At 69.6% G+C, this 25,417-nt stretch carries 20 protein-coding genes; 9 read left to right on the plus strand and 11 right to left on the minus strand.

Annotated features, from left to right (window positions below):
* Positions 1-265 precede the first annotated feature (265 nt).
* Positions 266-1,129 carry a cellulose binding domain-containing protein gene (locus tag AC3EN4_RS04605; RefSeq protein WP_435204661.1) on the plus strand — a complete coding sequence of 288 codons (864 nt, stop codon included), beginning with the start codon at positions 266-268 and terminating at the stop codon, positions 1,127-1,129.
* A 145-nt stretch (positions 1,130-1,274) separates the two neighbouring features.
* Here AC3EN4_RS04605 and AC3EN4_RS04610 read toward each other — a convergent pair whose 3' ends face one another.
* The 3 genes from AC3EN4_RS04610 to AC3EN4_RS04620 form a co-directional block, all read right to left on the minus strand.
* Positions 1,275-2,657: an HNH endonuclease gene (locus AC3EN4_RS04610; RefSeq protein ID WP_435204662.1), complete on the minus strand. Its 1,383-nt coding sequence runs from the start codon at positions 2,655-2,657 to the stop codon at positions 1,275-1,277.
* A gap of 48 nt (positions 2,658-2,705) precedes the next feature.
* Complete coding sequence (locus AC3EN4_RS04615) at positions 2,706-3,341, minus strand: hypothetical protein (protein WP_435204663.1); 636 nt, start codon at positions 3,339-3,341, stop codon at positions 2,706-2,708.
* Positions 3,342-3,423: 82 nt separating this feature from the next.
* Entirely contained in the window at positions 3,424-4,530 is a 1,107-nt protein-coding gene (locus AC3EN4_RS04620; RefSeq protein ID WP_435204664.1) for an FAD-binding oxidoreductase, read from the minus strand.
* Positions 4,531-4,745: 215 nt separating this feature from the next.
* On the opposite strand from AC3EN4_RS04620, the gene AC3EN4_RS04625 reads away from it, so the two are divergent.
* The 6 genes from AC3EN4_RS04625 to AC3EN4_RS04650 all read left to right on the plus strand — a co-directional run bounded on the left by AC3EN4_RS04625 (position 4,746) and on the right by AC3EN4_RS04650 (position 13,115).
* Positions 4,746-5,264, plus strand: a complete 519-nt coding sequence (locus AC3EN4_RS04625) for a flavoprotein (RefSeq protein ID WP_435204665.1) — start codon at positions 4,746-4,748, stop codon at positions 5,262-5,264.
* Between the two features lie 108 nt (positions 5,265-5,372).
* Complete coding sequence (locus AC3EN4_RS04630; protein WP_435204666.1) at positions 5,373-6,890, plus strand: helix-turn-helix domain-containing protein; 1,518 nt, start codon at positions 5,373-5,375, stop codon at positions 6,888-6,890.
* Positions 6,890-7,450, plus strand: a complete 561-nt coding sequence (locus tag AC3EN4_RS04635) for a GNAT family N-acetyltransferase (protein WP_435204667.1) — start codon at positions 6,890-6,892, stop codon at positions 7,448-7,450. The genes AC3EN4_RS04630 and AC3EN4_RS04635 overlap by 1 nt, the downstream gene beginning before the upstream one ends.
* A 200-nt stretch (positions 7,451-7,650) precedes the next feature.
* Positions 7,651-9,378, plus strand: coding sequence for a restriction endonuclease (locus AC3EN4_RS04640; protein ID WP_435204668.1), 1,728 nt, complete (start codon positions 7,651-7,653; stop codon positions 9,376-9,378).
* A gap of 188 nt (positions 9,379-9,566) precedes the next feature.
* Positions 9,567-12,650 carry a DEAD/DEAH box helicase gene (locus AC3EN4_RS04645; protein ID WP_435204670.1) on the plus strand — a complete coding sequence of 1,028 codons (3,084 nt, stop codon included), beginning with the start codon at positions 9,567-9,569 and terminating at the stop codon, positions 12,648-12,650.
* 27 nt (positions 12,651-12,677) lie between these two features.
* Entirely contained in the window at positions 12,678-13,115 is a 438-nt protein-coding gene (locus AC3EN4_RS04650; RefSeq protein ID WP_435204671.1) for a VOC family protein, read from the plus strand.
* Positions 13,116-13,314: 199 nt separating this feature from the next.
* Here the strand turns inward: AC3EN4_RS04650 and AC3EN4_RS04655 are convergent, their stop codons facing one another.
* From AC3EN4_RS04655 to AC3EN4_RS04680, 6 genes are all read right to left on the minus strand, one after another.
* Positions 13,315-14,559 (minus strand): hypothetical protein, encoded by a 1,245-nt coding sequence (locus tag AC3EN4_RS04655; RefSeq protein ID WP_435204672.1) that lies wholly within the window; start codon positions 14,557-14,559, stop codon positions 13,315-13,317.
* Positions 14,560-14,693: 134 nt separating this feature from the next.
* Positions 14,694-15,830 (minus strand): epoxide hydrolase family protein, encoded by a 1,137-nt coding sequence (locus tag AC3EN4_RS04660; protein ID WP_435204673.1) that lies wholly within the window; start codon positions 15,828-15,830, stop codon positions 14,694-14,696.
* Between the two features lie 183 nt (positions 15,831-16,013).
* Positions 16,014-16,409 (minus strand): VOC family protein, encoded by a 396-nt coding sequence (locus AC3EN4_RS04665; RefSeq protein ID WP_435204674.1) that lies wholly within the window; start codon positions 16,407-16,409, stop codon positions 16,014-16,016.
* Entirely contained in the window at positions 16,406-17,155 is a 750-nt protein-coding gene (locus tag AC3EN4_RS04670; RefSeq protein WP_435204675.1) for a metalloregulator ArsR/SmtB family transcription factor, read from the minus strand. Before AC3EN4_RS04670 ends, AC3EN4_RS04665 begins: the two co-directional genes overlap by 4 nt.
* A gap of 56 nt (positions 17,156-17,211) precedes the next feature.
* Positions 17,212-17,757, minus strand: a complete 546-nt coding sequence (locus tag AC3EN4_RS04675) for a WapI family immunity protein (protein ID WP_435204676.1) — start codon at positions 17,755-17,757, stop codon at positions 17,212-17,214.
* Positions 17,758-17,802: 45 nt separating this feature from the next.
* Complete coding sequence (locus AC3EN4_RS04680; protein ID WP_435204677.1) at positions 17,803-18,951, minus strand: DUF3761 domain-containing protein; 1,149 nt, start codon at positions 18,949-18,951, stop codon at positions 17,803-17,805.
* 138 nt (positions 18,952-19,089) lie between these two features.
* Between AC3EN4_RS04680 and AC3EN4_RS04685 the strand changes: the two genes are divergently transcribed.
* Together AC3EN4_RS04685 and AC3EN4_RS04690 are read left to right on the plus strand one after the other, a co-directional pair.
* A complete protein-coding gene (locus AC3EN4_RS04685) occupies positions 19,090-20,640 on the plus strand; it encodes a gluconokinase (protein WP_435204678.1) in 1,551 nt (516 codons plus the stop codon).
* Between the two features lie 255 nt (positions 20,641-20,895).
* The gene (locus AC3EN4_RS04690; protein ID WP_435204680.1) at positions 20,896-22,287 is read left to right on the plus strand and encodes a serine hydrolase; all 1,392 of its coding nucleotides are present in this window, start codon (positions 20,896-20,898) and stop codon (positions 22,285-22,287) included.
* 6 nt (positions 22,288-22,293) lie between these two features.
* Here the strand turns inward: AC3EN4_RS04690 and AC3EN4_RS04695 are convergent, their stop codons facing one another.
* Together AC3EN4_RS04695 and AC3EN4_RS04700 are read right to left on the minus strand one after the other, a co-directional pair.
* Positions 22,294-23,052: a MerR family transcriptional regulator gene (locus AC3EN4_RS04695; RefSeq protein WP_435204681.1), complete on the minus strand. Its 759-nt coding sequence runs from the start codon at positions 23,050-23,052 to the stop codon at positions 22,294-22,296.
* A gap of 50 nt (positions 23,053-23,102) precedes the next feature.
* The gene (locus AC3EN4_RS04700) at positions 23,103-25,358 is read right to left on the minus strand and encodes a putative bifunctional diguanylate cyclase/phosphodiesterase (RefSeq protein WP_435204682.1); all 2,256 of its coding nucleotides are present in this window, start codon (positions 25,356-25,358) and stop codon (positions 23,103-23,105) included.
* Between the last annotated feature and the right edge of the window lie 59 nt (positions 25,359-25,417).

A 25,417-nucleotide genomic window follows, 5' to 3' on the forward strand; every position in this document is an offset into this window, starting at 1 on the left:
GGCCGGGCGCCGAAGAAACGATCAAAAGACCACTGAGTACGGCGGCGAGCAGCGTGCGAACAGGACGAGGAATGACCATTCGACACCTCGCGATGTGGGCGCAGTCGAATCAGCGTATGAAGAAACCACGATTAATCGCCAGGTGGAGTCGGCACAACATTCCGACAATGCGCCACGGCGGTGCCGATGCGTTTCCCATTAAGCCATAGCGCCACCACGTGGGAATAGGCATTGATCATTATTGATTGTGGATACGATTCGGGTCATGCGCTCCCGCCGTGCCACCGCCGTCGTCCTCCTCGCCGCGCTCGCGAGCCTGTCCTTCGCCGCCCCCGCCCGCGCCGACGACATCCCGGCGCTGACCACCCCCGGCAGTCCAACCGTGCTGACCAACGAGCCACACCAGCTCACCCTGACCTGGACACCCGCCGCCTGGGCGGGTGAACCGACCGGCGACGGCCCGATCAGCTACGAGGTGCAGGTGCCGCTCGGCCCCCACGTGTACCGCCTCCTCGGCACCACCACCGCCACCACCCTCACGCTCACCGACCTGGCCCCCGGCACCACGTACCGGATCGCGGTCGCCGCCCGCGCGCCCGGCGGCTACTCCGACAGCTCCGCCACGACGACCGTCCGCACCGCCGCCGGCCGCGCCACGGTCAGCTACCGCAACCTGGACTGGTCACCGACGAACAACCAGATCCAGTACGTCCTCCGGATCACCAACACCGGCGACGGACCACTTGACCTGAGCACCGTACGGGTGCGGTATCACCTGCGCTTCGAGGGCGGCAACACGTCGCTGGTGACCAACTGCGACTGGGCCGCGCTGGGCTGCGACCAGGTCCGGCAGACGCTGGTGTTCTTCGTGCCACCGGGAACGCCGCCCGGCTATCCGGTCCCGGGCACCACGGTTCCGGGCTGGGTCGAGCTGACCTTCACCAGCGGGACGCTCGCCCCGGGTGCCTCGACCGGACCGATCCAGCTACGCCACCACCGGCACAGTTGGAGTGACATCGACGAGCGCGACGACCCGAGCTGGCTCGCCGCCAGCGGCCAGTGGGCCGAGAACGGGCGGATCACGCTCGACGTCGACGGGGTACGCGAGTTCGGCGACACGTCGTCCTGACCACGCACCGGCCAGTGCGGCCGGTCCGGCGGGCCATGCCCTGTCGAGCGATATACCTGTGAGTCACAGTTATGACTCACAGGTATATCGCTTCACGGGGACCTACTCCCGACTGTCCCGCCCACTGGCTCTGGCGTCGCACGGGTCAGGGAATGCGAGCGACGGCCCGTCGGTGCCGAAGGAGCGCTTCGAGGTCTGGCCGGTCATCGGCACTCTCCGGCAGGCGGATTTGCTGACCGTGGTAGCCGGAGTAGTGCGCGATACCTGCCGCCACGTGCACGACGTACGACTCGTCGATCCAGATCAACCCTCGGTCGAGCAGGTTGTGCAGGTCAGCGCGGAGCAGGAGGCCGTTGTTCACCTGATTGGTGGCCGGTCCGTCGTACGGGTCGATGTGTGCCGCCTGAAGCGCGGCCTCAGCATCGCACCCGGTGATCGCGCAGCGGTTGCCGTACGCCGTCATGAGCCGGCGGCGGAAGTCTGCCTGCCCCTGCCGTGCGGTGACCTCGGCCAGCCTCCTACGCCGCCCCTCGGACGCATCGTCCGACTCGCCGGCGCTGCTGTCGTCCGGGGACCTATCCAGGTTGTCGGGCTGCGCCGGCCGTACCTTGTTCAACACCTGCTCGGCGAGTTGGTCGTTGTGTCCAGCGGCGTGCAGGGTTCGGACTCTCAGCAGCGGCTCGGTGAGAGCACGCACGGCCGCGGCGAATCGGTCGTCGCGGAAAGCGGCCATCAGGTCGTGATGCCAGCCATCGACCCGGACCTGGTCCGGCCCAGGGTCCGCGTAGTCGGAGTCGCCGATGGCCAGATCGGGGAAGGCGTCCACGAACGCCTGAAACGTCGGCCAGTGCTGGCGTAGGGCCGACCATCTGACGATGACGAAGCCACTGATCAGCGAGTGCTCGGCCGGCTCGGCGGGCTCGGCCAGAACGAACGTCTCCATCCGCTTCATGCTGACTGCGGCGAGTCGGCCGGCAAAGGTCGCCGGCAGGCAGGACAGCGCCCAATATTCCCGCTCCTTGTCAGCGGCGTCGGGCACAGCGACGTGCAGATACGCGCGGACCGCATCGAGCACTCCACCGTAGTACCGGCTGGACTTCAGGCGATCGAACTGGCGCTGCTTCGCGGAGACTCCGGGCAACCCCGACTCCTTCGGCACCTGCCTGTTGAAACGAGGTCCAAGGGACGCGACCAGCGCATCCTTCACTTCATGCGTAGCGTCTGTCCGCAGCCAGCGGAGGTCGCAGTGCGACAGCCAGTCTGCGACGTCGGCAGCACCCGCCCGGGCACCGCGCTGGTCGAGCAATCGGCCGACCTGTTCGTGCAGGACCGATGAGCCCCGATTGCCGGTCAGATGCTGGCGAAGACGTCGACGTAGATCTCCCGTCGAGCCGACGTAGACGACCGTGCCGTCCTCGATGACCACGTGAACGCCGGGCATGCGTGGAGCCTCATCGGCGGCGTCCCTTGTGTAGGGACGCGCGGAGCTGAAGCCGGACAGCGGATCGCCGGAAGGGATGTCGGGCACGCCCAGACGCTACTGACCTGAATCATTTTTCGCGGTCCCGTGTCGCTGTCATCGCGCTCGCGCGACTGGCAGGTCCTCGACGTGGCCCCATCTGAGTTCGTTGCCGCTGAGCAGAGCGGCCTCGCCCCACGAGACCCGGAGCAGACCGTCGTCGGAGTTGCAGGCGAACCCGACGAGCAGCACCCTCGGCTCGTCGGTCAACTGCTCCACGGCCTCCCGCTGAGCTGAGCGGTCACGAGCCTCCTCCGGTGTGAGCGGCATCAGCGGGAGTGTGACCTCCTCATGACCCGGCTCAGGCCCGAAGAGGATCAGCAGGTCTCGGATCAGCCGGTTGAGGTCACGCCCCGGACGAGCGTCGCGCATGTCGACATCGCTCCGAGTCGCGTACCGCCAGGGCAACAGAAGATGCCCCCGACAGATGGTGACCCGCACCTGGGCACCGGGCGGATGGACACCGACCACGTCGGGGAGGTCGCGCAGGTACTCGTGCAACACCTCGTACTGCTGCTTCCACCGGACGGGGCCGAAGGCGTGGTCGGTGTCCAACTCCGATGCGTCGCGCGCACCCTGCGCGAGCTCGACCGCGCGGCCCAGCGCCGCCGGGACCAGAGTGCGCAGGGAGGTTGCCAGAGGCAGCCCGAACTTCTCGACCGACCACCCGGACGGACCGTCAGCACCCCGCACGCCGCTTACCCCCCGCACCGAGACGAACACTCTCAGGCGTTTAAGCCTCTCATGGTGATCGATCAATGAGAAGGCACGGCAGTCAGTGGGTGAACCCTTCGGGCAGGTGGATGCGGGCCGAGGGGATGTTGAGGGCGCACAGCCGTGACCGCGCGTCGGCCACCATGGCGGGTGGGCCGCAGACGTAGATGTCCTGGCCGGGCTGGTGATGGTCGAGGGCGACGGTCAGGGCACCGCCCTGCTCGGCCGGCTCGGCGCAGGGGTCAGCCGACAAGGCCGGCACGATGGTCAGCCAGTCGTGAGCGCACTGAAGCTTGTCGAGGGCGATCGCGTCGTACAGGTCGGTGAACGTGCGCGCGCCGACCACTAACGTCACCCCCTGACCGTTCCGTGCGGCGGCGACCTGCTCCACCAGGGCGCGCAGCGGCGCCAGCCCGGTGCCGCCGGCGACGAGCAGCAGATCGTTGGTGCCCGCCGGGTCGAGGCTCAGGCCGGTGTCGACGGGCGGGCCGAGCCAGAGCAGCTCACCGGGGCGTACCTGATGGACCAGACGGTGGGAGACGGTGCCGGCAGGCACGGCACGGACGTGCAGCTCGACGGTGCCGTCGGCGCGCGGGGCGTTGGCCGGCGAGAGCCAGCGCCAGTGCCCCGGCAGACGCGGCGTGCAGACCGGCACGGCCTGACCTGGCTGGAAGGGCAGGCGTCGCAAGGGACGTACCGTCAGGATGGCGATGTCGGGCGACGGCCGATCGTGGCCGATCACCTCGACATGCCACCAGGCCCGGCCGTTGCCGGTGTGGGCGGCGGCCCGGCGGATGGCGTGCGTGGCGCGGCACAGGGCGCGCTCGGCGACGACGGTGAGCTGTGGCGTCCACACTGGCTGGGCGTGGCGGGCGAGGGTGGCGAGCAACGCGTCGCCAATGGTGGTGGCGTGCGGAAGCAGGTCGAAGTGACGGTACGCGCGGCCGAGCACCCGGAGCAGCGCCGCCCGGTTCGCCGGGGCGTCACCACCGGCCAGGAGGCGGCCCAGCGCGGTGAAGAACAGTGGCGCGTCGCGGTGCGGCAGCAGACCGGTCCGGCGGTCTTCGACCGTGCACCAGAAGTCGGCGGCGGCACGCGCGTCGACCGACGCCCAGGCGGCGGCCAGACTCGCGCAGGCCGGGTGGTCGTCGTCGATCACGGTGGGCATACCGGCTCCAAGTCGTTGAATCGTGGGCTGGCACCGGGGCGGGAGGAGCTGCGCCGATGAGGGCCGGCACAGTTCCGAGGCCGAGCACCCGCCCCGGACCATGCAGCGACTGTCACGCCTGACCAGGCACAACGGCATGTCACGGTGATCGTCGACGGCATACGGGATCGGTATGCGCTCCACGCTCCGACTCTCGAATCGGGCAGACTGCGGGCATGACGGAACGCCCGGTGCTGTACCTGGTCGTCTGCGCCGCGGGTCCGGCGGAAAATATCGACGAGCTGGTCGACCTCCTGATCGCCGACGGGTGGCGGGTCTGCATGATCGTCAGCCCGACCGCCGCACGATGGCTCGACCGAGCGGCGTTGCAAGAGAAAACCGGCTATCTGGTACGCGTGGAGTGGCGGATGCCCGGCGACCCCGAGCCCCACCCGCCCGCCGATGTGGTGGTGGCCGCCCCGGTCACGTTCAACACGGTGACCAAGTGGGCGTTGGGCATCAACGACACGTTGGCGCTCGGCGTCCTCAACGAGTCGCTGGGCGCGGGGCTGCCGATCATCGCGTTCCCGCACACCAAGGAGGAGTTGGCCGCGCACCCCGCCTACGCGGGTCACCTGGCGGTTCTGCGCGCCGCCGGCGTGATCGTGGCCGACGGCAAGCCGCTGAACTCGGTGAACGGGCCGGGGCGTTGGGGCGTGGTCATCGAGGCGCTGCGGGCGGTGCGCCAGTCCTGAGTTCGCTCATCCGGCCGTCCCCTGACGATATGCGTCGCGCGTATACCAGCGCTCCACGCAGCGTGTTCAATGGATACGCTCGATGTGGCGAGACGGACGGAGCCGCCGGTGACTCACGCGAACTGCCCTCGGTGCGGCGGACGGCTGGCCCGGGACAACGACACCGGACGGTGTACGCCGTGCCAGGCCGCCGAACGGGACAGGCTGAGCGCGCCGCCGGTGGTGCCGGCGAACTTCTGGGACCACGAACCGGTGCGACTCGCGCTGGCCGAGCGGCATCTGGGGCGGGTGATCCGGGCGTACCGCTGCCATCCGTACCACGGGCGGGTCGCGTTGCCGCAGACCGTGGTGGCGGGGTGGTTGGGGATCACGCAGGCGCAGTTGAGTCGGGTGGAGAACGGCCCGCCGCTCGTGCACCTGGACCGGCTGGCGCACTGGGCGAAGGTCCTCGGGATACCGGCGGGCAGTCTCTGGTTCCGCCTTCCCGGCCAGCAGTGCTGGGTCGATGCAAGCCCTTCGGACGGCGAAGTGGTCTGCGTGCGTCGCGACGAGCAGGCGGTCGAGCGGGGCGATCCAGCGACCGTGGCAGTTAACGTGGAACAGGCACCAAGCCAAGGGGGTGGCGTCACGGACCGCAGACACTTCAACATCTTGGCCGCGCTCACCGGACTCGCCGCGGCGGGCCATCCCTACTTGCTCACAAGCCCCACCGACGTACCCGGGAACATGGGCACGGAACAGGTGCGGCTGGCCGGCTCGCTGGTCAATGACCTCCGGCAGGCGGATGCCGCAGTAGGAGCCGGCCAACTTTGCGACGTCGCCATCCAGGTGCACGCCCGACTGTCGGTCTGGGCCGCCAAGGCGAACTACAGCCGAGAGGTCGGGGACGCCCTGCAAGGCGCCCTGGCTGACCTCGGCATCCAGGCGGCGTGGCTCGCCATCGACGCCGAACGCCGTCCGGAAGCCCGACCTTTCCTCAACGAGGCCATCACGCGCGCCCGCATCGCGGACGATCCACGGGTGGAGGTGAGAGCATTGGCACTGTTGTCTCTGTTACTACGCGAGAGCCAACCGGGCGAGTCACTGCACTGCGCCGAGGCGGCGATGCGCGTCTCCGCCGGATGGGGCACGCCTCGACTCAGCACGTTGCTGCACCTGCGGAAGGCACACGCCTACGCCGTCCTCAGGGACGCAAGCGGGTTCAGCCGGGAGATGACGAAGGCTCGCCGCGAGCTGGATCGCGGGCCGCACGACGACGATCCGGGGTTTGTCGACTTCGTGGACGAGCAGGAATTGAGCGGCATCCAAGGACTTTCCTACCTCGCCCTGGGTAGACCCGAACGCGCCGCTTCGTCGTTCCGCGCGATCACTATTAGCCCATCGCCGGGCTATCGGCGCAATCAGGTCCTCTACACAATCGACCTCGCCGACGCGGCGTACCAGCAGGGTGACACCAACGAAGCGGCGCGCATCGCCCTGGACGTCCTGCCGGCGGTGTGCCAGATGAAGTCTGGGCGGGTGAGCCGGAATCTTGCGCAGGTGCGGGCGAAGCTTGCGGCACCAGGGAATGCCACCGCAACGACCCGCGAATTCGTCGACGCCTACGACCAAGTAGTAACCGTGTGATGGAGGGCGTGCAACTCCGCCATCGAGATGCCGGAGAGGCCACGGACATCCTGGACCAGCTCGTAAGTCTCTATCTGGAGGTCTACGCGGGCGGAGGCGAGTTCCACAGCGAGGACCGCTACCGGCGTCAGCTCGACCTGCACATGCAGCGAGCGGGGTGGGAGCTGGTCACCGCCGAGGTGAACGTTAGCCTGGTCGGCTACATCTACGGGTTTCCACTTCCCGCCGAGACGCGATGGTGGGAAGGCATCCATGACCCCGTCCCGCCTGGGTTCACCGACGAGGATGGGACGCGCACATTCGCGATAAGCGAGCTGATGGTCCACCCTGCCTGGCAACGTCGAGGCATCGCTGCAACGCTGCACGATGAGTTGTTGTCAGCCCGGAAAGAGCGCCGGACCACGCTGCTGGCCCGGCCGGACAATGTCGCCGCTCAGAGCGCGTACCGCTCCTGGGGCTGGTGCAAGGTCACCAAGTTGCAGCCAGACTGGGAAGGCGGACCAATCTTCGACGTCTTGGTTCGTAACGCCTCAGGGAGCCGCACCTTCTCGAGTGGCTGACTCTAATGGTCCAGGGACCATGGGTACAAGGCACGGAGTAAGTCGGCAGCCTGTCCGCGGCTGGCAATAACGCCACTCCGCGCAAACTTGACTGGCAGGTCGAACATCGAGTCATACGCCAGCCAAGTGCAGCAACCAGGGCTGCCCGTGGCCCGCATCATGCGGATGCATCTGTCCGGGATCCGACACCGAGAACGCCAATGAACACGAACAAGGAAGGACATAAGGTTCGGTCCGAAAATTTTGGTTTCAGCCGCACGGCGGGTGTCGGAACGCCCGGTTGCTGGCTATGGTGTCCGAACCGCAGTCGTCGCGACCTTAGGAATGGCGTGGGGATCCTCAAGGAAATGCAGCGAGCGCAAGCTCGCCATGAGCGTGCACAGAGGCAGGCCCAGGCCGCCGCCTACCGGCATCAGCAACACCTCCGCCGTGAGGCAGATCGCGCCAGGAAGGCCGCAGAGCGTGCGTCCGCAGCTAATGAACGAGAGCGCAAGCGACTCTACGCGGAGGCGCGCAATGCCGAGGTCGCGGCTAACAACTCTGACCTACAGGCGCGCATAGACGAGCTCGATGTCTTGCTGCTGGCCACACTTGACGTGGACGATCACATTGATTTTCGGCGGCTTCGCAAATCTGTAAAACACCCACCCTTCCAGCCGGGGCCCCTCGGCACTCCTTTGCCACCACCGGATTGGCGACGTTTCGAACCGCTTGCCCCCTCGGGGATCGGGAAGCTATTCGGTGGTCAGGCCAAGTATCAGCAACAACTTGCCCAGGCGCATCATGCCTTCGGGCAGGCTCAGGCACAGCACGCAGCCGCAGAGGCCGAACGGGAGCGCCGGCTGGCTCTCGCTTATCAGCGATACCAACAGGACCAGGCAAAAGTTGATGCCCAGACGAAGGCACACAACGCCGAGGTCGATCGATTTGCAGCCGCAGTTGCCGCCGGAGACCCCGCCGCAGTAGTGGATTACTTCGGGATGGTGCTCGGCAACTCGGTTTACCCTGACGATTTCCCTCAGCACTATCGACTAGCATACGTGCCCGAATCCCGGCAGCTCGTAGTAGAGTACCATTTGCCGACGATAGACGTAATTCCATCAGTGCGAGAGTACCGCTACGTCAAAGTCCGTGATGAGATCAGCACCGTGGCACGGCCAGCGAAAGAAGTGAAGGAACGGTATGCAAGCATCGTGAGCCAAGTGACTCTGCGGACCATCCACGAACTCTTTGAGTCCGACCGAGCCGGACTGGTGCAGACAATCGTCTTTAACGGCATCGTTGACACAACCGACCCGCGCACTGGCGCCGCCGTTCAACCTTGCCTTGTGACACTACGAACGACACGTGAAATATTTACCGCCCTCACGCTCCGCAGCGTCGATCCGGCCGCATGTCTCCAACACCTGAATGCTTCGGTATCGAAGCGACCCGAGGCCCTTGCCCCGGTTCGACCGGTACTTGAGTTCGACATGGTGGACAAGCGGTTCATTGACGAGGTTGACGTGTTGGCCGACCTCGACCAGCGACCAAATCTTCTGAGGCTGACACCGAACGAGTTCGAGAGTCTTATCCAGAACCTATTCGCCAAGATGGGCCTCGAAACTAAGCAGACACGTGCGTCGCGGGACGGCGGCGTGGACTGTGTTGCCTTCGATCCTCGACCCATTTTCGGTGGCAAGGTTGTCATTCAGGCCAAGCGGTACCGTAACACCGTAGACGTTTCTTCTGTCCGCGACCTATATGGAACCCTTCAAAACGAAGGCGCGTCCAAGGGAATCTTGGTGACAACAAGCGGATATGGCCCCGCTTCATACGAGTTCGCTTCCGGCAAGCCACTAGAGTTGATCGACGGCTCGAATCTGCTCTATCTACTGGCCGAGCACGCAGCAGTTAAGGCCCGCATCGATCCGACTGATCTGGACTGATCCATGCCTGGACGGCCAATTAGCCAGGCAAACCAAGATTCTGCACTTCACTCACATTGGGAATCCGCCGGCGATCTTCACCGTGGGCAAGCTCTTCGCCGGCAGCATGGTCGGCACGAGGCTGACCACGACGTGAGGCCCCATGTCAAGGCCGGCCGCCTACGCGCCTTAGCTGATTGGCTGTAACGATGACGGATTTTGAGCGGGGCGTCTTCGAGCACCTGATCACCCGTGAGCTGGCTAACCGCCTCCAGCACGTTGACCCCGCACTGATCCAACGCCACGACCTCGACCCGGCTGACGCGCACACCGCCCTCGCCCGGCACATCGCCACCCTGACCGCCCGAGCCCTTCAGTCCGTCCCCAACGGCGACAACAAGCTCCATCACCAGATTGCGATGGCGAACCAGATCGCTGACGCCATCACCACCCTGAGCCCCAAGGCAGCGACCGACCAAGACCAGGTCACCGACACCAAGCAGTTGCTCCACGCCATCGCCGCCCCGCCGATCCCACCGGCACAGCCCACCTTCCCGGATCGACCCAGCACCCCGCTCTCCACCGGCGCGTTGCTGGTTAACGGCCGCCACCAGCCGCGCATCGGCCACGAGGTCAACCACGAGATGGCGTCGGCGGAGAGCGTCGACCTGCTCTGCGCGTTCATCAAGTGGTACGGCCTGCGCATCGTCGAGCAGCCCATCCGCGAGCTGATCGCCCGAGGCGGCCGGGTCCGCGTCATCACCACGACCTACCTGGGCGCAACGGATCAGCGAGCGCTCGACCGACTCAGCGAACTCGGCGCCGAGATCAAAGTTTCGTACGAGACGAGGACCACCCGCCTGCACGCCAAGGCGTGGCTGTTCCGCCGCAACAACGGCACCACCACCGCGTACGTCGGCTCGTCGAACCTGTCGAAGACCGCGCTTGTCGACGGCGTCGAGTGGAACGTGCGCATCTCCAACATCGAGCAGCCACACGTCATCGACACGTTCACGGCGACGTTCGAGGACTACTGGAACGACCCGGCGTTCGAGGCGTACGACGCGACCAGGGACGCCGATCGGCTACGGCACGCACTCACCGGGGAGCGCCGCAACGACGCACCAACGGCGATCTCGAACCTGGACGTGCGCCCGTACCCGTATCAGGCGGAGATCCTGGCCGACCTGGACGCCGAGCGGTTGGTGCACGGGCGGTGGCGCAACCTCGTGGTGATGGCGACGGGTACCGGCAAGACCGTCGTCGCCGCCCTCGACTACCGCCGGCTGCACCGCGCCAACCGGGCGGATTCGCTGCTCTTCGTCGCGCATCAGGAGCAGATCCTGCGGCAGAGCCTGTCGACGTTCCGGCAGGTGATGGGGGACGGCAGTTTCGGCGAGATCCTGGTGGCGGGCGAGCGGCCGAATGGCTGGAGGCACGTCTTCGCCTCGATCCAGTCGCTGCACCGCCGGGAGGTCGACCCCGAGGCGTACGACATGGTGATCGTGGACGAGTTCCACCACGCCGAGGCGCCCACGTACACGCGGCTGTTGGAGCGGTTGCGTCCGCGCGTACTCCTTGGGCTGACGGCGACCCCCGACCGGGCCGACGGCGGCGACGTACGCCGGTGGTTCGACGGCCGCACGGCCGTTGAGCTGCATCTGTGGGACGCGTTGGAGCGGCAGTTGTTGGCGCCGTTCCAGTATTTCGGGCTGCACGACGACGTCGATCTGTCACAGGTCGCCTGGAAGCGCGGCCAGGGTTACGACCTTGCCGAACTCACCACCCTCTACACCGCCGACCATGCCCGGGCACGGCTGGTGCTGCACGCCGTCCGCGACAAGGTGGACGTCGGGCGGATGCGGGCGCTCGGGTTCTGCGTGAGCATCAGACACGCCGAGTTCATGGCCGACTGGTTCAACCAGCACGGAGTGGCGTCGGCCGCCGTGACGTCCCGCGCCGGCACCGATCGGGCCGGGTTGTTGCGGGATTTCAAGGCCGGCAAGCTGCGGGTGCTCTTCACGGTGGACCTGTTCAACGAGGGCGTCGACCTGCCGATGGTCGACACGATCCTCATGCTGCGACCCACCGAGAGCGCCACGATCTTCCTGCAACAGCTCGGTCGTGGTCTGCGACTCGACGACGACAAGCCCTGCCTCACGGTGCTCGACTTCATCGGCGGGCAGCACGCCAACTTCCGCTTCGACCTGCGCTGGCGTGCCCTCACCGGGGTGAGCCGGCGGGCGATCACCGAGGCGGTCCGCGACGACTTCCCGAGCCTGCCCAGCGGCTGCCACGTCGAGCTGGACCGGGTGGCCAAGGAGAAGGTGCTCGCCAACCTGAAGTCGGCGCTGCCCAACTCCAAGGCCGGCTTAATGTCCGAGTTGCGGCGCCTCGGCGACGTCAGCCTGGCCACGTTCCTTCGGGAGACCGGCCTGGAGATCGAGGATGTATACCGGTCGGCCAGCCTCGGCGGCTGGACCGGTCTGCGCCGCCTCGCCGGCATCGAGACGTCCGCGCCCGGCGAAGATGATCGCGAGCTGGGCCGCGCCATCGGTCGCATGCTGCACACCGACGACACCGACCGGCTCGAGCTGCTGGCCCAGGTCGCGGCCGGACCGCCCGCGCCAGGTCAGCAGGTGTACGCGGGCAATGGTCGCCTGCTCGACATGCTGCACTTCAGTCTCTGGGGGCCTTCCGCACCCCTCGCCACGCGCGAAGAGCGGCTGGCGCGACTGTGGAAGGAGCCGGCGCGCTGCGCCGAGCTACGGCAGGTCGCCGAGGTGCTGCGGGACCGCATCCATCGGGTCACCCCGGCTGCCGCCCCGGGTGCGGTACCGCTGCGGGTGCACGCCCGGTACAGCCGCAACGAGGCGTGCGCCGCGTTCGGGATGCCCAATCCGGGCTCGCTGCGCGAGGGCGTGAAGTGGCTGCCCGACGCCCAGGCCGACCTGTTCTTCGTCACGCTGGTCAAGTCGGAGGCGCACTACTCCCCCACGACCATGTACGCCGACCGGGCCATTACCGACACGCTCTTCCAGTGGGAGTCGCAGAGCACCACCTCGGCGGCGTCGGCGACCGGTCAGCGCTACACGTCGGGCACCTCGACCGTGCACCTCTTCGTACGGGAGACCCGGGTCGCCGACCGCGACCTGGGCGCACCGCCGTACCTCTACGCGGGCACGATGACGTACGAGTCGCACACCGGCGACCGGCCGATGCGGATTCTCTGGCGACTCCGGCACGCCCTACCCGCCGACGTCTACGCCACGGCCAGAGCGATCGCGGCCTAGCGACTGCCAGCAGGTTAGGTTACGGAAATGGAGCAGCGGATCAGTCTGATCACTCTCGGCGTCTCGGACCTGGCGCGCGCCAAGGCCTTCTACGAGCATCTCGGCTGGCGTGGTCAGGAGGTCGAGGGGACGGTTTTCTTCCAGGCCGGCGGCCTGGCCCTCGTCCTGTGGAGTCGCGACAAGCTGGCCGCCGACGCGGGCGTGCCCAACCCGGACACCGGCGGTTTCGGCGGGCTGACCCTGGCCCAGAACGTGCGCTCACGGACCGAGGTCGACGAGGTGATCGCGACCGCCGCCGAGGCCGGTGCCGAGGTGACCCAGCCGGCGCGGGAGACGTTCTACGGCGGGTACGCGGGCTACTTCACCGACCCGGACGGTCACGTCTGGGAGATCGCCTGGAATCCTGGCTTCACGTTGGGCCCGGACGGCACTCTCACCCTCCCCGACTTCGACACCGCGACCTGACCCCAATATCGGGAGATCTTGGACAGTTTCCGTTAGCAGCTAACTGTGCTGACAACGGAAACTGTCCAAGATCTCTGCGCGATACGAACAGCACCACCTGATCCGACCACCGTTCGCCGAACCACGGGCACGGAACAACACGGGGCACGTCCAACACGCGCCGAACGGCACGGCGGTCACACGTCGAGGGGCACCAGGATCAAGGGCCGGCCGATGGGCAGAGTAGCCGTTCCACAAGCGGCAACGACGGGTCCAGACATACCGTCAGCAGCGCGGGGTCGGGCGTCACGGTGGGCTTGGGCGACGGTGACCCGGTCGGCAGGGCCGTCGGCACCGGGTCGGACGAGGACGACGGGGTGGGAGCAACCGAGGGCAACGCCTCGGCGGTCGGCGACGTGAGGGCGACGGCCGGCGACGTGGACGGCGCGGCGGCGACCGCCGGCGACGTCGAGCGGAGGGCAGCAGCCGGCGACGTCGAGGGCACCACGACCACGGAGGGGTTCGCAGCGAGCCGCGACGGGTTGGCCGCCGCAGGACGCACCGGCCCGACCACAGAAGCCGGCCCGCCCACAAGAGCCGGCCCGCCCACACGATTCGGCCCGACCACGAGCGCCGGCCCGACCGCGAGCGCCCGCGGCGTTGTCAGGGCAGCAGGCGTCCGGAGCGGAGCACTCAAGCCGGCATCCCGCATCGGCCCGGTGGGCGTCGGTCCCACCGCGCCGGGGCCCAGCGTCGCGAACACCACCGTGGCGACGGCGGCGACGGCGAGCGCACGGCGGTCGGGGCGTACCGCGGTCAGCGGCGCGTCGGCCGGCCCGACCGTCGGCAGTGGCACGGGCGGGGCGGCCCGGTGCGCGGCCAGCAGGGCGTCGAGCTGTCCGACGAGAGCGGCACGATCGGTGGTGGCGGCGAGGGTGAGGTAGAAGCGGACGTTCACGGCGGCGCTCGCCGGGACCCGCAGGCCGGACAGCCGACCGTCGTCGTGCAGCAGGGTGACCGGCACGTCCGGGTGGTGGGCGACGCCGAGCAGGTCGGCGTACCGCCACTCGCGCCGGTGGTCGCCGGCGAAGGCCACCCGCCGGCTGGTCACCACGGCCATGCCGGTGTCAACGGCCCGCAGGCCCGGTGGCAGTGCCTCGGAAGACGGCTCAGCGAAGGAACACGAACCCGGCGTGGGCAGCCCGGGGACGTGCCGCGCCTCGGCCTCGACAAGTGTGGCGACGGGAAGGACGCGGAAGACGAGCTCGTCCTCGTCGAGGTCGACGGGCAGGCCGGCGCGGGGTTGCGTACACCCGATGAAGCCGGCGGCTTCGATGCGGAGCCGAACCAGGTGGTCGTCGCGGCGCTGCCAGGCGGCGGTGGCGTCGCGGTACGCGCGCTGACGCCGCTCGTTCTCGCGTTCGGCCCAGGCCAGCCGCCAGGGAGAGGATGCCAAAGCGGTCACACGCGGTACAACCGCTCACGTACGTGACAGGCAACGCCGATCGAATCGATGCATCCCTTTGGTCCGCAAAGGAGAGAATTGACGGACGCCGGCGGCTGCTCCGGCGGAGAACCGGAGCAGCCGCCGGGACAGCACTACGGGCGCAGCGAGGTGAAGAACTGCGTCAGTTCACCGGCCAGCAGATCCGGCTCCTCCAGCGGCATGAAGTGCCCGCCCCGGCCGGGCTCGCTCCAGTGCCGGATGTCGGTGCAGGCCCGCTCGGCGATCGAGCGGGGAAAGTTTGCCTGCGAAGGTTCGGTGCTCAGCGTGAACGCGGCGGGCACGGTGATGTCGGGTCGTGGCGTGTTGTGGTCGAAGTCGGCGTACTGCCGGAACGACGAACCGATCGTGCCCGTCACCCAGTACAGCGTGATGATGGTGAGCAGGGTGTCCCGGTCGATGCTGTTCGCCAGGTCGCCGTGGTTGTCGCTCCAGTCCCGATACTTGTCGACGATCCACGCGGCAAGCCCGGCGGGTGAGTCGGCGAGCGCCGCTGCGAGAGTGTCCGGGCGGGTGCCCATGATGGCGCTGTATCCGCCGTCGGTCTCGTCGTACGCGGCCTCGGCGTCCAGGAACGCCTGCTCGGCGGGCGACAGCGGGTGGGCGTCGAAGCTGGCCGGGAACGGTGGATGGATCATGTGGATGCCGGCCACCTGCTCCGGGTAGAGGGCGCCGAGCCAACCGGTGACCACGCCCCCGACGTCACCGCCGAACGCGCCGTAGCGTTCGTAGCCGAGCACGTCGGTCATCAGCTCGTGCAGCGTCCGGGCCAGCAGCGCCCGGGTCACCGGCTCATTCGGTGTCGCCGAGAAGCCGAAGCCGGGCAGTGAGGGCACCACCACGTCGAACGCGCCGCCGGGCCGGTGGGGGTCGGTGAGTCGGTCGACCAGCGGCAGCATCTCGACGAAGCTGCTGGGCCAGCCGTGGCTGAAAATCAATGGCAACGGCGTGGGCGCGCCCGCCGGGCGCGCGGCCCGGACATGCAGGAAGTGCAGCTTCCGGCCGCCGACGACGGCCAGGTGCTGGGGGTACGCGTTGAGCTCGGCTTGGCGAGCTGTCCAGTCGAACCCGTCGTGCCAGTAGGACACCAGGTCCCGCAGGTAGTCGGGATCGACGCCGCCCTGCCAGGGTCGGGTACCGCTGCGGTCGGTGAAGCGGGTACGGGCCAGTCGAGCCCGCAGGTCGTCGAGAACCGCAGCGGAGACGTCGATGCGGAACGAGGAGACAGACATTTGTCCTCCGGTAAAGGAGGGCGCTCCCCGACGCGAGAGGTCAGCGCAGGGGGACGGCCGAAAGGAGCGCCCAGGAATGACGGTGGGTGGTCACCGGGCTCACCTCCTCTCATGGCTGACGACGATCACCCTACCCAAGCCCTGCGCCGCGACCTGCACGCGGCATTCGTTATCGCGCTCGGTTCAGCCCTGGGCGGGCTCGAACAGCTCGACCGGATTGCCGGCCGGGTCGTCCAGGACGATCTGCCGACCGCCCGGTCCGCTGACCACGTCGCTGCGGAAGGCGACTCCGGCCGTACGCAGCCGGGCGACCTCGGCGTCGATGTCGGCGACGATCAGGTGGATGCGGTTCCAGCCTCCCGGCTGCGGACGGCTGCCGTCGGGCAGTGCCCGGCCCGCCGAGCTGGCCGGGCCGGAGAGCAGCAGCCGCAGGTTGCCGCGCCGCACGTCGGCGAACGCGGGCAGGAAGGCGCTGGCCGACGTGAAGCCGAGGTGGACGGTGTAGAAGTCGATCGCGGCGGCCACGTCGTCGACGAGGTAGCGCACGCTGACCGTGCTGTCATCGATGGGGCTGGTCATGATGCCCTCTCTTCTGGTGTGCCGAGCGTGTGCAACAGGAAGTCGATGCGTCCGGCGAGGTCGTCGGCGACCCGGTGGAACGCGGGCAGCCCGTCCGGGTCCACGGCCGGGTCCGGGATGCTCCAGTGCGCGCTGCGCGGGCGTCCGGGGAACTCGGGGCAGACCTCCTTGACCCGGTCGCACAGGGTGATCACGACGTCGAACCGCTGGCCGGTGAACTCGTCGAGGTGCGTGGGCCGGGCCGAGCCCAGGTCGATGCCGCGCGCCGACATGACGCGCACCGCGTGCGGGTGGACCGGCTTCGGTCGGCTCCCGGCGCTGTACGCCCGCACGGCGCCGGCGGTGCGGTGCCGCAGCAGCGCTTCGGCCATCTGCGAGCGGGAGCTGTTGCCGGTACAGAGGAACAGCACTCGTCCGGTCACCGGGGTGGCCGGCGACGGCGGGCCGAGCCGCAGCCCGGGATGCAGGGCCGCGCCCGCGCCGGACAGCAGGTCCGCGCAGTGGACCAGGTCGAGCGAGTAGTAGGTGTCGCGGCCGTCGGCGCTGCTGCGTCGGGCGGTCACGAGTGCCGCCTTGCGGAGTTTGCCGAGGTGGTACGAGACGAGGTTCTGCGGCTGACCGAGGCGCGCGGTCAACTCGTGCACGGCGAGGTCACCACCGGCCAGTTCGCTGAGCAGACGCCACCGCACCGGGTGCCCGGCCGCGGTTGCGAACTCGGGCGGCGTGCTGATGCCGGTTGACGTCACGTCCGCAGATTACATCAAACTGATTTGATGCAATAGCGGTCAGCCAGCAATAGCTGTCAGCCCACGCGTCGCCGGCGCGGCAGGTGACCGAGCAGCGGGTCGTCGACCGGGAACCGCGATGACGTACGCGGCGGGTACGCCGCACAGTGCCCGGCCCACTGGTCGGCGGCGACGGCGAGCGCGTCCGCGGAGACGGTGAGGATCAGCGGGTAGATGGCGGTGGCCGGTCGGCGCATCCACGGGGGCAGCGACTCGGCGGAGAACTCGACGATCAGTTCCAGCCGGCGACGACGGATCACCCGGGTGCGCAGGGCCAGGTTCGGTTCGGTGAAGCGGACCATCGCCGGCGGCGGGTTCGGCCCGAGGGCGGCGGTCGCCTGACCGTGCAGCCAACTGCCCAGCGCGCGGGCCTCCTCGACGAGCAGGCTCGGGTAGTGGTGCGACCAGAGCTGACCGTCGGCGGTGCGGGCGTCCACCTCGATGAGCAGCCAGTCCTGCCAGCCCGGCGCGGCCAGGTCGGGGTCGTCGGGCGGGTCGATGCCCGGCTGGTAGCCGACCGGGCGAATCCGCACCCGGGCGCCGTCGTCGGATCGGATCTCCACTCAATCATTCTGGCCGACCTGAACGATCGTTATGGCCCAAACGCGCTACTTCGTGACGGTCCGCCGGACGCCCCGGTGCTCGGCGCACGCGCCCGCCCGGCCGCCCCCGAGGCTCACCGAGCCGTCCCGGCACTGCACCAGGTAGCCCCGACCGGCCCAGAACTGCGGCACGCAGTCGAACCAGTCGCACACCTCGGCGGCCGGCCGGCGGATCCGCGTCCCGCCGCAGAAGTCGTACCCCAGGGGATTTTCTGGCGCACCGCAGCGCGGACCGGACGTCGCGCTGGGCGACGGACGTGGCGACGGCTTCCGCTTGACCCCGCCGGTGGGCGCGGGCGACGGGATCGCCGGCCGCAGCAGCGCGGGGAACGCGCTGCCGGTCGGGGCCGGCGTGGCCGCCACGGCGACCTCCGCGCCACCCGTCGGGTGCGACGGGCCCGAGTCGACGAGCGCCGCCGGCACGAGCAGCGCGGCGGCCGCCGCCACCGCGATCGACCGTCGGCCACCGGGCACGAGGGACGAAAGTCGGGCCTGGCCCGGCGTGGCCACCGCCGGCCGGAACGGTTTGAGCTGGTCATGCTCGGCGATCAGCTCGTCGAGCTGTTCGAGCACCGCGGCGCGCTGCTCGATCGAGTCGGCGAAGGCCAGCGTCAGCTTGAACCGGAAGTCCGCCGCCGCGTCGGTGGGCAGCAACAGTCCGGAGGTGCGCCGCCGGTCCAGCACCTGGATCAGGGTCACCGGCGCCGCCGGGTCGTGGGCCAGGCCGGTGATCCGGCCGTACGCCCAGTCACGTCGACCGCGCCCGCCCAGCAGCACCAACCGGCGGCTGGTGATGACGGCCATCCCGGCGTCGGTGACGCGTACGCCGTCGGGTCGGCGCGGCCGCAGCGGCGCGGCCGGCACCGCGACCGTCAGGTCCGGCGCGGGCAGCACCGCCGTGTGTCGCACCTCGACCAGTTGGGCGGCGGGCAGCGCCCAGAGCACCACCTCGTCGTCGAGGAGTTCGAGTGGAAGGCCCGTGCCGGCGGCGGCGGAACCGTGAAAGTCGGCGGCCAGGGCGCGCAGCCGGCGTAACTCGTCATCGCGTCGCCGCCAGGCCGTCTCCGCGCCGCGGTACGTGCTGATCCGTCGCACGTTCTGCCGCTGCGCCCAGCGGTACCGCCAAGTGGAACCCGTCGAATCAGTCTTTGCCACGCCGACTCCTTCGCCGCGTAGGCCACCAATCTGGGGTGCACTCGGATTAACAGTCGTGATGGTCCGCCCGGACACGCCAGGATGGGCGAACTACCCGAACGGTGGAGCAACCCGGACGATAGGGCGATACTGACGGTCATGCCGCCAGACACCCCGCCCGGTGTGGTGATCGGGATCGACATCGGCACCACGAGCACCAAGACCATGGCGTACGACACCGACGGGCGGCTGCTCGCCAGCCACTCCGTCGGTTATCCGCTCGACGGCCCGCACCCCGGGTACGCCGAGCAGGACCCGGACGTGATCCTCGCCGCCGTCGTCGAGTCGCTCCGGACCGTGGTGTCCGAGGTGGCCGCACCGATCTCCGGCCTCGCGTTCTGCTCCGCGATGCACAGCCTGATCGGCCTCGACGCGGCCGGTGACCCGCTCACCCCGTCGGTGACCTGGGCCGACTCCCGGGCCGTCCGGCAGGCCGAGCGGCTGCGGGCGGTGCCGTCTGGGCTGGCGCTGCACCGGCGTACCGGCACGCCCATGCACCCGATGTCGCCGCTGCCCAAGCTGCTCTGGTTCGCCGAGCAGGAACCTCAGCTCTTCGAGCGCGTCGTGCACTGGGTCGGCATCAAGGACTGGGTGCTGCTGCGCCTCTGCGGGGAGTTGGTCACCGACCACTCGATCGCCTCGGCCACCGGGCTGATGGACATCCACACCCTCGGGTGGGACGCCGAGGCGCTGACCATCGCCGGCATCACCGAGGAGCGGCTGCCCCGACTGGTCGCCACCACCGCCGTCCTGCCCGGCCTCACCGCGCGGGCCGCGACCGCCATCGGCGTGCCGCAGCGCACACCCGTGGTGGTCGGGGCGGGCGACGGGCCGCTGGCCAACCTGGGTCTGGGCGCGGTGCACCCCGGCATGGTGGCCTGCTCGATCGGCACCAGCGGCGCGATGCGGGTCATGGTCGAACGCCCCGGCGTCGACCCGCTGGGCGGGGTGTTCTGCTACGCGCTGACCGAGAAGCGTTGGGCGGTCGGCGGTGCGATCAACAACGGCGGCATCGTCCTCAAGTGGGCGGGCGCGGCGCTCGCGCCGGAGTTGGGCGAGCACTCCGAGGAGGACCTGGTCGCCCTGGCGGCCCGGGCGCCGGTCGGCTCGGGCGGGCTCATCATGCTGCCGTACCTGCACAGCGAACGGGCTCCACACTGGAGCGCGCTGCCCCGCGGCGCGTACGTCGGGCTGACCCACGGGCACCGCCGGGAACACCTCGTCCGGGCCGCCATGGAGGGGGTCTGCCAGCAGCTCGCCCTGGTGCTCGCCTCGGTGCGCGCGGCCGGCAACGAGGTGCGCGAGATCCGGGCCGGTGGCGGCTTCGCCCGCAGCGGCCTGTGGCGGCAGATGCTCGCCGACGTGCTCGGCATGCCGGTGAGCTTCCCCGCCGGCCGCGAGGGGTCGAGCTTCGGCGCGGCGCTGCTCGGGATGCAGGCGCTGGGCCTGATCCCCAGCATCGACGTGGCGGCCGACCTGGTCCGCATCGAGGAGGTCATCCGCCCCGATCCGGCCGCCGCCGCCACCTACGCCTCGCTGCTGCCGCTCTTCGCCGAGCTGTACGAAGCGCTGGTGCCGGCCTTCACCTCGATGCGCCGCCTGGCACCCGGCCTGCCCGCCGAGCCACCCACGCCGGGACCGATGACATAGCCGGCTCGATCGTCACCTGGCTCGATCACCAGCGGGCTCGATCATCAGCCGACGCGGTCGTCAGCCGGCTCGATCGGTCGGCAGGCTCGATCGTCGGCAGGCCGGTACCGGGCCGGCCGTTCGGCGCTGAGCGTGATGCCTCTGAGTCATCTTGATGCCGCTGGGGCATCACGCCTCTACGGCCGCTGCCCTCCCGGACGGGTGACTCAAGCCCCGGCAGCCCCACCAACCGCTGGCGCTTCCTATCGTACAAACGTGAGGAAAAGCGACAAGAAGCGCTCATCTTCCCTGCTCGCGGTGGTGGTCGCGCTGGTCGTCGCGGCGACGACCGGCCAGGCCACCGCCGGCGGTCCCGGCCGTGACCACCAGACAACCCTGGGGTACGCGGCCGACGGGCCCGCCGCCGACGACGGGCTCGCCGACGGGCCGAGCGACACGGACGGGCCTGACGACACGGACGGGCCGGACGACGAGGGTGGGCGGAGCGACGAGCCGGGCGTGGAGCCGACCCCGGAGCGGGCGCCGACCAGCGAGGTGTCCTGGCTGTCGTTCCCCGGCGGGGCGTTCGCGGTCGACTCGCTCGGGCACACCGTGCGGTACCGGGCCTGCGACGGCGACACCGGCCGGGTCGCCGACCCGGGCATGCGCGTCGCCGCCGGGGTGGCCAGTGGGGCGGTCGTCGTCGGAGGGACCGCCTACCGCTACCGGGTGCCGCTGGTCGGGCGCAGCGAGGGCACGCTTGAGGTGATCCAGCGGCACCGCCCGCCGACGACGCTCACCGGCGTGGTGGTGACCAGCCCGCAGCCGCCCACCGACCCGGTCGCGGGCGCCCGACTGTTCCCGCTCAGCAACCAGCTTGCCCGGGTGGTCGCCGACGCCAGCCTCAACCCGGCCGGAGCCACCGTCCGGGACCTGTCCGGCCGGTACGGCGATCAGCAGGTCTCGGTCAACGGCGCGCTGCGCCCGAAGGCCGCGAGCGTCATCAAGCTCTGGATCCTGGTCGAACTCCTGCGCCGGGTCGACTGTGGACAGGTCTCCCTCGACGAGGGTGTGCTGGTCACCCCGGCCGACGTGGTGGGCGGCACCGGTCAGCTCCAGTTCGAGACGTTCCCGCAGGTGGTCACGCTGTACCGGCTCGCGCGATACCTGATCAAGTACAGCGACAACGTCGCGGCAAACGTACTGATCACCTACCTGGGTGGGTTCGCCCCGGTCAACGCGCTGATCGACTCGATGAACCAGCGCTCGACGATCCTGGCCCGGCGGATGCTCGACAGCGCGGCAGCGCAGCGCGGCGAGGAGAACTACACCAGCCCGGACGACGTCGTGTCGCTGCTCGGCGCGGTCTGGGACGGCGAGATCCTCACCCCCGCCTCCCGGGACCTGATGATCGGCTTCATGCGCGAGCAGACCCTCAACACCAAGATCCCGGCGGCGCTGCCGCCCGGCGTCCCGGTGGCCCACAAGACCGGTGACCTGCCGGACGCCTCCCACGACGTCGGCTACTACCTGATCCCCGGCACGGAGACCGCCGTCGCGTTCCTCACCGCCGGGCCGATGGCGACCGGGGACGAGACCGTCCGCCGGATGGCCAGGACCGTCTACGACTTCCTGGTCACGCCATCCGACGGAGCGGTCGAGGAGTGAGCCGCGTCAGGCCCGGCTGATCGCGTTGGCGTGGATCGCCTCGCTCACGTAGGCGGCCAGGCCGGGCGCGATGTTCTCGTAGTACGCGGTGAACCGCTCGTCGGCCAGGTACATGTCGGCCAGCCCGGTGTGCATCTCGTACGAGCACTCGTAGAACCAGCGGCTGATCAGCTGCCGGTGCTCCTCGGCCAGGTCCATCGCCTCCGCGCTGTCCGCCGGCACCCCCGAGGTGAGCAGCGCGACGATCCGCCGACCCCAGTCCTCGTTCTCCGCCTTGTTACGGAGCCAGTCCTCCTTGGTGTACCGGGCGACCCGCCGGTTCGACTCCCGGTACGCGTCGGTGTCGCCCCAACGCTGCTCCGCCTCGGCCTCGTACTCCTCCGGCCGGAAGTCGCCGAAGACCTCGAACCGCTCCTCGGGTGTCAGTTGGATGTTCAACTTGCTCGCCTCCATCGCGAATTCGATCGCCGTGACCATCTCCTGCAACCGCTTGATCCGTACCGTCAGCAGTTCGTGCTGGCGGCGCAGGTGCGCGGCCGGGTCGGCCGCCGGGTCGTCGATGATCGCGGTGATCTCCTCAAGCGGGAAACCCAGCTCGCGGTAGTACAGGACGAGTTGCAGCCGTTGCAGGTCCGTGTCGTCGTAGCGGCGGTAGCCGGTTGACGTCCGGCCGCTCGGCGAGAGCAGACCGATCTCGTCGTAGTGGTGCAGCGTCCGTACCGTCACGCCGGCGATCTTCGCCACCTGACCCACCGTGTACGCCATGGTTCCCCTCCCTTCCGGAAACCAGGCTCCTGCCTGCCGCTACGTCAGGGTCAAGCCCGATTCTGACCCACCGTGGCGGGGCTGTCCGGGCGCCCGTACAGATAGCCCTGGCCGCGTGGGCAGCCGATGGCGGTGACCGCGTCGTGCTGGCGCTCCGTCTCCACCCCCTCGGCGATCACCGCCAGGTCGTACGCGCCGGCGAGCCGGGTGACCATCTCCACCGTGGCGTACGCCCGCTCGTCCGTGCCGAGGCGGGCCACGAACGAACGGTCGATCTTCAACTCGGTGGCCGGGATGCGGTGCAGGTAGCTCAGCGACGAGTAACCCGTGCCGAAGTCGTCGATGGCGATCTGGATGCCCAGTTCCCGGAGCTGGTGCAGCCGCTCCAACACCGCGTCGGTCCCCTCGATCAACGCCGACTCGGTCAGCTCCAGCGTCAACGCCCGCGGTGCCAGCCCGGCGCTGGCGGTGGCCGCCGTGACCGTGGCGATGAGGTCCGGCCGGCGCAGGTGGGCCGCGGCAATGTTCACCGCGACGGTCGCCTCCGGCGCGCGGGCCCGCCAGGTCGCCGCGGCCCGGCACGCCTCGTGGATCACCCAACGGTCGATCGGGAGGATCAGGCCGGTCTCCTCGGCCAGCGGCAGGAACCGCGCCGGCGGCAACATCCCCAGTCGGGGGTGCCGCCAGCGCACCAACGCCTCGGCGCTGCGGACCGCACCGGTCGCCAGGTCGACGATCGGCTGGAACTCCAGGTGCAGTTGCTCCTCGTCGACGGCCCGGCGCAGATCGGCGATCAGCTCCGCCCGGGACACGGCCGACTCACGCAGCGCCGGCGTGCAGGTCCGGTACGCGGACTTACCGGCGGCCTTCGCCGCGTACATGGCGATGTCGGCGTCGCGCAGCAGGTCGCTGTGCGAGGCGTGCTGCGGCCCGTACTCGGCGATGCCGATGCTCGCCGACGGGTGCACACCCACACCCTCCTCCCCCTCGGACGGGCGCAGCGCGTCCAGCAACCGTTCGGCCAGGTGCTCCGGCGACACCGGCCGGTCCCTCTCGACCAGCACCGCGAACTCGTCGCCACCGAGGCGGGCGATCGTGCCGTCGCCGTCCACGGCAGCCCGCATCCGGGCCGCCAGCCCGGTCAGCAGGGCGTCACCGGTGGCATGCCCGAACCGGTCGTTGACCTGCTTGAACCCGTCCAGGTCGAGCAGCAGGACCGCCACCGGCCGACCGTCCCGCAGGGCCAGCCGCAGCATCCGGTTGAACAGCAGCCGGTTCGGCAGGCCGGTGAGCTGGTCGCCGTACGCGAGCCGGCGCAGTCGCGCCACCAGGCGCAGGTTCTCGTTGGCGGCCAGCCCCTGGCGTACGGCGAGGGCGGCGAGCAGCGCCATCATGGTCACGAAGACCAACGGCGGGGTCTGGCCGGTCGGCCGGCGGGCCAGCAGCACCGCGATGATCGCCCCACCGACCGGCAGGTACGGCAGCGCCACCCGCCACCACGGCGGCAGCGGGGACTCGGCGGTCTCGTCGGTGCCGTCGCAGTCCGGCGGCGGACCGCTCCCGGTGGCCAGGCCGATCAGCAGATAGCTCAGCGGCCAGCACAGGTCGATGAGGTGACCGGCGGCGTACGCACCACGAGCGACCAGCGAGACGTACACCACGTCCGCGACCACCCGGATGGTCAGGCTCGCCGCGAGCACGCTCATCGGCCGCCACAGCGGACGCGCCGGACCGGCCACCGCCACCAGGATGGTGAGCTGCATCAGGTCGAACATCGGGTAGAGCAGCCCCAGCGTGCGCGCCGGATCGGCCAGCTCGGCGGAGGCCACCCCCCGAAACACCAGCACCCAGCCGACCGGTACCAGCGCCAGCGCGACGATCACACCGTCCAGCAGCGTCCGGGCCCGCCCGACCGCCGTGCGTGGCCCGGACGGGGAGCTGAGCAGGGCGGCGGTGCCGGTGAGGATGCCGGCGCTGAAGACCACCCCGATCAGTGCGTTGTGCGGCAGGTCGTCCCCGACGAGCCGCTGCACCGTCCAGATCCCCCGCCCCAGCGCGGCGAGCGCCATGGTGACGGCGAGCAGCGTCCAGAACCTGCGCAGCGGGGCCGGGTGTCGGCGGGCCACCTTCGCGCACGCGACCGTCGCCCAGCCGGCCACCAGCAGCGCGCCCACGTCGCTGACCAACGCGGCGCCGGGCAGCGCGGCGGCCAACCAGCCGGCCTCCACGACCAGGACCGCAACCGCGACAATCGGGCCGATGGGCTTGAGCTGCCCCCCGGCCTGCTTCACGTCCTGTCGCGACACGGTCGCTCCGGCTCTTCGTCGTGTGTGCACAGTCGGCGGACCGGTCCACGGCAAACCCC

It is taken from the genome of Micromonospora sp. bgisy143, assembly GCF_057708145.1.

What these genes read in the sequence shown, in the direction of transcription:
- AC3EN4_RS04650 (WP_435204671.1), top strand. Translation starts at nt 12,678, where the DNA reads ATGGAGCAGCGGATCAGTCTGATCACTCTCGGCGTCTCGGACCTGGCG.
- AC3EN4_RS04635 (WP_435204667.1), top strand. Translation starts at nt 6,890, where the DNA reads ATGGAGGGCGTGCAACTCCGCCATCGAGATGCCGGAGAGGCCACGGAC.
- AC3EN4_RS04625 (WP_435204665.1), top strand. Translation starts at nt 4,746, where the DNA reads ATGACGGAACGCCCGGTGCTGTACCTGGTCGTCTGCGCCGCGGGTCCG.
- AC3EN4_RS04640 (WP_435204668.1), top strand. Translation starts at nt 7,651, where the DNA reads ATGAACACGAACAAGGAAGGACATAAGGTTCGGTCCGAAAATTTTGGT.
- AC3EN4_RS04695 (WP_435204681.1), bottom strand. Translation starts at nt 23,052, where the DNA reads ATGGCGTACACGGTGGGTCAGGTGGCGAAGATCGCCGGCGTGACGGTA.
- AC3EN4_RS04665 (WP_435204674.1), bottom strand. Translation starts at nt 16,409, where the DNA reads ATGACCAGCCCCATCGATGACAGCACGGTCAGCGTGCGCTACCTCGTC.
- AC3EN4_RS04605 (WP_435204661.1), top strand. Translation starts at nt 266, where the DNA reads ATGCGCTCCCGCCGTGCCACCGCCGTCGTCCTCCTCGCCGCGCTCGCG.
- AC3EN4_RS04660 (WP_435204673.1), bottom strand. Translation starts at nt 15,830, where the DNA reads ATGTCTGTCTCCTCGTTCCGCATCGACGTCTCCGCTGCGGTTCTCGAC.
- AC3EN4_RS04645 (WP_435204670.1), top strand. Translation starts at nt 9,567, where the DNA reads ATGACGGATTTTGAGCGGGGCGTCTTCGAGCACCTGATCACCCGTGAG.
- AC3EN4_RS04620 (WP_435204664.1), bottom strand. Translation starts at nt 4,530, where the DNA reads ATGCCCACCGTGATCGACGACGACCACCCGGCCTGCGCGAGTCTGGCC.
- AC3EN4_RS04685 (WP_435204678.1), top strand. Translation starts at nt 19,090, where the DNA reads ATGCCGCCAGACACCCCGCCCGGTGTGGTGATCGGGATCGACATCGGC.